This is a genomic window from Pseudomonas sp. yb_9 (assembly GCF_043103635.1).
Taxonomy (GTDB): domain Bacteria; phylum Pseudomonadota; class Gammaproteobacteria; order Pseudomonadales; family Pseudomonadaceae; genus Aquipseudomonas; species Aquipseudomonas monteilii.
Window position 1 is genome coordinate 1 of sequence record NZ_JBICKA010000109.1, and the last position, 6,126, is coordinate 6,126.

General features: G+C 63.4%; 5 protein-coding genes. 4 read left to right on the forward strand and 1 reads right to left on the reverse strand.

The window, feature by feature from the left end:
- Positions 1-371: 371 nt before the first annotated feature.
- The 4 genes from ACF8MI_RS26195 to ACF8MI_RS26210 are packed head-to-tail and all read left to right on the forward strand — an operon-like array spanning position 372 to position 5,038.
- On the forward strand, positions 372-1,610 hold the full coding sequence (locus tag ACF8MI_RS26195) for an ABC transporter ATP-binding protein (protein ID WP_104833245.1): 1,239 nt from the start codon (positions 372-374) through the stop codon (positions 1,608-1,610).
- Complete coding sequence (locus ACF8MI_RS26200; RefSeq protein WP_200929556.1) at positions 1,594-2,985, forward strand: bifunctional 2-polyprenyl-6-hydroxyphenol methylase/3-demethylubiquinol 3-O-methyltransferase UbiG; 1,392 nt, start codon at positions 1,594-1,596, stop codon at positions 2,983-2,985. The genes ACF8MI_RS26195 and ACF8MI_RS26200 overlap by 17 nt, the downstream gene beginning before the upstream one ends.
- Positions 2,982-4,088, forward strand: coding sequence for a glycosyltransferase (locus ACF8MI_RS26205; protein WP_200929557.1), 1,107 nt, complete (start codon positions 2,982-2,984; stop codon positions 4,086-4,088). Before ACF8MI_RS26200 ends, ACF8MI_RS26205 begins: the two co-directional genes overlap by 4 nt.
- A complete protein-coding gene (locus tag ACF8MI_RS26210; protein WP_392518092.1) occupies positions 4,088-5,038 on the forward strand; it encodes a GDP-mannose 4,6-dehydratase in 951 nt (316 codons plus the stop codon). The genes ACF8MI_RS26205 and ACF8MI_RS26210 overlap by 1 nt, the downstream gene beginning before the upstream one ends.
- Positions 5,039-5,282: 244 nt before the next feature.
- Here ACF8MI_RS26210 and ACF8MI_RS26215 read toward each other — a convergent pair whose 3' ends face one another.
- Positions 5,283-5,633 carry a hypothetical protein gene (locus tag ACF8MI_RS26215; RefSeq protein WP_289717888.1) on the reverse strand — a complete coding sequence of 117 codons (351 nt, stop codon included), beginning with the start codon at positions 5,631-5,633 and terminating at the stop codon, positions 5,283-5,285.
- Positions 5,634-6,126 lie beyond the last annotated feature (493 nt).

Here is a 6,126-nt window from a genome sequence, read left to right on the forward strand (position 1 = left end):
TGTGGCATTGCCAGTGGAAGTCATCGGTGACACCGCGCCCGAACAGGATGAATACTTCTTCCTCGACGTAACCAGCCCGTGTAACGGCAGCATCAGCCCCATCACCCTGAGTGCCATCCGTATCATCGTCAACGACGATGTCTTGGCCTGAGCACCCAGGGCACATTTCCCCATAGTTGCTGTCATACACCGCGCATTCGAATATGCCATGCAGGGCCGGGCGTCAGAGCCTGTTACAATGCCGCGCTTTACCAGGCCCGGTGCAAGCCGCCCCGCAGTGGCATTGACCTGCGCCCTACCCCATGACCAGCGCGCCCTGCGGGCGATTCGACACACGCCGGAAATGACCTACCTGACAAAGAGTTGCATGCATGCTTGAAGTGGAAAACGTCTGCAAGGAGTTCAAGCTCTACAACAGACCCTGGCACAGACTCAAGGAAATCGTCCTGCGCCGCAGCTTCCACCGCACCCACCGGGCCCTGGACGGGATTTCGTTCAAGGTCGCCAAAGGCGAGACCCTGGGCATCCTGGGGCGTAACGGCGCCGGCAAGTCGACCCTGCTGAAGATGCTCAACGGCGTGCTGCTGCCCGACGCCGGCAAGATCCATCTCAGCGGCCGGGTCACCGGCCTGCTGGAGCTGGGCACCGGCTTCGATCCCAACCTCAGCGGCTTGCAGAACATCACCGGCAACGGCCTGCTGCTGGGCATGACCCGCGAGCAGATCGAGGAACGCCGCCAGGCCATCGTCGAGTTCTCCGAACTGGGGCAGTTCATCCACGAGCCGATCCGCACCTACTCCTCGGGCATGAACATGCGCCTGGCGTTTTCCATCGCCATCCATGCCGACCCCGAGACCTTCCTGATCGACGAAGCCCTGTCGGTGGGCGACGGCCACTTCCAGCAGAAGTGCATGCGCCGCATCAAGGAGTTCCGCGCCCGCGGTGGTTCGATCATCTTCGTGTCCCACGACCTCAACGCGGTGAAGATGATCTGCGACCGCGCCATCGTGCTCAGCGAGGGCAAGGTGGTCGCCGACTGCAGCCCTGAAGACGCGGTCAACGTCTACAACCAGCTGCTGGGCGCCGACGACGAAGAAGAGTACAGCGAACGCCCGGTGAACGAGGCCGGCTATGGTTCGCGCCAGGCCGTGCTCGAAGCGGTCACCTTCGCAGGCCAGGCCTCGCAGAGCAACATCCTGGCCAGCGGCGACACCGGCGTGCTGGACGTAACCATCGCCGCCCAGGCCGACCTGCCCGACGTGGCCCTGGGCCTGATGATCCGCGACCGCTTCGGCCAGGACATCTACGGCACCAACAGCCATTACCTGGAACACCCGATCGCCCTGCAGCGTGGTGAACGGCGCCACTTGCGCTACCGCCTGCCGATGCGCCTGGCACCAGGCAAATACACCATTACCCTGGCCCTGCACGAAGGGGCCGACCACACCACCCATTGCTACCACTGGCGTGACAACGCCATTGGCTTCGAAGTGGCGGGCATCAACGGCCCCTTCTTTGGCGGTGTGTGCAACCTGGAACCGGAACTCCAGGAAATCGCCCTGTCCTCCTCGACCCTGAATGGAACCTCGCGTAATGCTCATACCCAATAATCCGGATCTCGACTTCCAAGAGCTCAACCGTCGTATCGAGGCCGAGGTCGAGCGTTACAAGCACAAAGCCGCCGATCGCCCGTTGCCGGCCTTCAACCCGCTGCCCTCGAACAACCACGACCGTCCGTACAGCTGGCTGCAGCTGGTTCAGCTCGAGGACGAGGCGCTGGTGCGCGCCGCCTTCCCGACCCTGTTGGGACGCAAGGCCGAAAGCGAGGAACTGCAGCGCTACCTCAACCGGCTGCGCTCGGGCTGGGACAAGTTCGAGATCCTCGCTGAGCTGCGCGACTCGCCGGAAGGCGTGCGCCAGAACACCCCAGTCGAGGGTCTGCGCCGCGCGCGCATGAAGAACCGTATCCGGCGCATTCCGATACTGGGCAAGCTGGCCATGACCCTCTATGGCCTGCTGCAGAGCGAACAGCGCAACCGCTACTACGTGGCCCGCCTGGACCTGCTGGCGCGCCAGAACCGCCTGCAGGTCAGTGAGCTGCATACCCTGCGTGACCTCAGCAACGCCCACGCCAGCCTGCTCGATGACCACCAGACCTATGCCGAACAGCAAAGCCTGGCGCTGCAGGAGGCCAGGAGCGTGCAGCAGGAACTGCGCATGCGCCTTCAGCAGCTGGAGCGCCAGCCGCGTACCGTCATGGCCGCCCCAGGCGAAGCCCAGGCTGTCGTGGCCGTGCCCGAGATGCAGCACCAGAGCGGCATCCCGGATAGCTTCTACCTGGCCTTCGAGAACCGTTTCCGTGGCGCGGCCGAGACCATTCGCGAACGGCAGGCCTACTACCTGCCGATCATCGACAGCGTCGCGCCGCTCAAAGCCGGCCTGCCGCTGGTGGACATCGGCTGCGGGCGTGGCGAATGGCTGCAGCAGCTGCCTGAACACTGCGCACGCATCGGCATCGACCTCAACTCGATGAACGTACAGACCTGCCTGGACCAGGGCCTGACCGCCCACCAGCAGGACGCCCTGGTGTGGCTGGCCAACCAGCCGGAGAACAGTCTGGGTGCGGTGAGCGCCTTCCACGTCATCGAGCACCTGAGCTTCGAGCAGTTCAACACCCTGCTCGACGAGTGCCTGCGCGTGCTGGCGCCCGGCGGCATGATCATCTTCGAGACCCCCAACCCGGAGAACATCGCCACCGCCGCGCACTACTTCTGGATGGACCCGACCCACCTGTCGCCGCTGCCGCCGGCCTTCACCGAGTTCCTGGTGCAGTTCAAGGGCTTCGACCAGGTGCAGATCCACCGCCTGCAACCGATTCCCGAAGAGCACCACGTTCACGAAGACAGCGAAGCCGCACGGCGCATCAACGCACTGTTCTGCGGGGCGCAGGACTATGCCGTCGTCGCGACCAAGAGCCTGTCATGACCTCACTGCGTATCGATCAGTTCGCCGCCACCGTCGCGGTCGGCGATGGCGTCACCAACAGCCTGCTGTTCACCCGCAGCCTGTTGCGCAGCCTGGGCTACCAGTCGGACATCTACAGTTTTTCGATTCCTGCCGCGCTGAAGGGCGAAGTCCTCAGGGCTCACGGCTTCAAGGACTCGACCTGCGACCTGCTGCTGTATCACCACTCGATGGGCCACGACCATGGCCCCTGGTTGCTCGACCAGCAGTGTCGCAAAGCCATCGTCTACCACAACATCACCCCGCCGGCGTTCTTCCCCAAGGACAGCGACTTGCGTCGTTATGCGCAACTGGGCCTGAAACAGCTCAGAGACTGGCGTGATGAGTTCATTCACGCCCTCGCCGTCTCGCCGCTGAACCACAGCGAACTGATCGAGGCCGGGTATCCGTATACCTTCACCTTGCCGCTGCTGGTCGACTCCCAGCGCCTGGAAGGCCCCACGGCCGTGCCCGGCTTCATGGCCAGGCAAACCGGGCACTTCTATCTGGCGGTCGGGCGGCTGGCGGAGAACAAGCGTCAGTTCCTGTTGATCGAGGCCTTTTACCATCTGCTGCAGCTGCAGAAAGATCACGGCCAGCAAGCACCGCAGCAACGGCTGATCGTGGTCGGCGGCACCACCAGCGAGCACTACGCCCAGGGTCTTGAGCAGTACATCTTCGATCTTGGCCTGCAAGGCCAGGTGCTATTGGCTGGCAAGTGCTCGGACGCCGAACTGCGCTGGCTTTACCGGCATGCCCGGCAGTACTGGTGCGCCAGTGCCCACGAGGGCTTCTGCATGCCGCTGCTGGAGGCGAACCACGCTTCGCTGCCGGTGGTCACCCAGGCACGCTCGAACATTCCCGATACCTTGGGCGAAGGCGGCCTGCTGATCGACAGCGACGACCCGGTGGTCTTCGCGGCGGCCAGCAACCTGCTGGAAACCGAACCCGGCCTGCGTGAAAAGACCATAGCCGCCGGGCTGCGCAACCTGCAGCGCTACGAGCGCGAGAACCTCAAGCAGCAGCTGCAGCAATGGCTGGACCAGCTCGGACTCTCATCATCCAGTGACGGAGTGAAAACCTGATGCCACGCGTGTTACTGACGGGCGCCAACGGCTTCGTTGGCAAGATCCTCACCCAGCGTCTGCGTGACGCCGGCTACCATGTGACCGCCCTGAGCAGTAGCGAACCACAGCTTGGCCACCCCGCCGACCAGCAACGGGTCTGCGACATCCGCGACGCCGAGGGTGTCCGCCAGGCGGTGGCCCAGGTGCGGCCCAGCCATGTGATCCACCTGGCGGCAGTGTCCCATGTGCCGACCAGCTTCCAGGATCCGCTAGGCACCTGGCAGACCAACGTAATGGGCAGCATGAACCTGCTCGAGGCCCTGCGCCTGGAGGCGTCGGAGGCCTTCGTGCTGTTCTCCAGCTCCTCGGAGGTCTACGGCGCGGCGTTCAAGTCCGGTCAGGAAGTCGACGAATACACCCGCTGCCAGCCACTGAACCCCTACGCAGCGAGCAAGGTGGCCGCCGAAAGCGCCTTCAACGAATACTTCCGCCAGGGCCTCAAGGGTGTGATTGCGCGACCGTTCAACCACATCGGTGCCCAGCAGAGCCCCAACTTCGTCACCGCCTCCTTCGCCCGCCAGATCGCTCTGATCGAGGCCGGCCAGCAGGAGCCGGTGCTCAAGGTCGGCAACCTGGAAGCCAAGCGCGATTTCCTCGACGTGCAGGACGTGTGCAGTGCCTACCTGGAACTGCTCAAGCTGGCCGACAGCACGCAGGAATACCCGCGCTGCATGAACATCGCCAGCGGCCGTTCGCTGAAGATCCGCGAAGTGCTGGACACGCTGCTGAGCCTGAGCCAGGCTAGCATCCAGGTCGCCCAGGACCCGGAACGCCTGCGCCCTTCGGACATCCCGGTGGCCATCGGCAACAGCACCGCGCTGACCCGCAGCACCGGCTGGCAACCGCAGATCCCGCTGCAGCAGACCCTGCGCGAGCTGCTCGACTACTGGCGGCAACAAACGGTCTGAAGCCGCCCACATCCCGAGCAAGCTCCAACAACGCTCGAACGGTCTGACACCGAACCCGAACCCGTTGGAGCTTGCTCGCGAAAAAGGTCTGGCGCGGTGTGAAGCCCTTCGCGAGCAAGCTCGCTCCAGCAAAATCGCAGGGCCTGACACTGCCTTCAGGCCCGGCCCGTGGGAGCGAGCTTGCTCGCGAAAAGGCCTGCCTCGGTGGCGCGGCCCTTCGCGAGCAAGCTCCAACAATCCTGCATCAGGCGCTGACCACCGGTGCCACGCTGGCGATCGCCTGTTCGAAGTCGCGCACGAAGCGCGGGGTATCGAACAGTGGCGAAGTGGCGCGGTTGGCGGCCAGGCGCTGGCGCAGGCCCGGCAGCAGTTGGGCGTCGGTGGCCAGCTGCACGGCACGCGCTTCGTAGTCGGCCTGAGTGGTGGTGATCAGCTCCGGCAGTTCCAGGGCAGTCAACAGCGCCCCGGCCATGCGCGAAGCGAAGGTGCGGCCTGAACGGGTCAGCACCGGCAGGCCCATCCACAGCGCATCGTTGGCCGTGGTGCCGGCATTGAACGGGTAGGCATCGACGATGCTGGACGTATGCCTGGCCAACTGCTTGCGATCATCCAGATCGCGTGCAACTGGATCGACTGCATCCTGGTTTTGATGCAGTTTCTGAGCTGATTTCCATCAGCTCTTGTTCGTATGCTGCCCGGCCTAGATCCTCCCTCGATCCAGGCTGGTCAAGATGCGGCGCAGCGGCGTCCTTGATATCGGTCATGTGTGGCCTTCCGTTTTCCGTATTCTAACCATGATGCGGAATCGGTCAGCACAAAAAAACCTTTTGTCTGACCCGTGTTAACAGGGGCCGCGTGGATTCTGGGTTTACGGTATATCCACAATACGAAATCGCCAGTAATGGCAATGTGATTTCATGTCGATTCGTACTTCACCGATATTTTCTGGTACGGGTCGTATTTCACCGATAAAAAATGCAGCGAGGAGGGCCTTCACACCCCCTAAAACAGGGGCCTGAACGACGGTTTTCGGTCTTGGAACTGCAGGGCGGGTGTTGTGGCCATAGTTCGTGCTTCACCGATGCGAT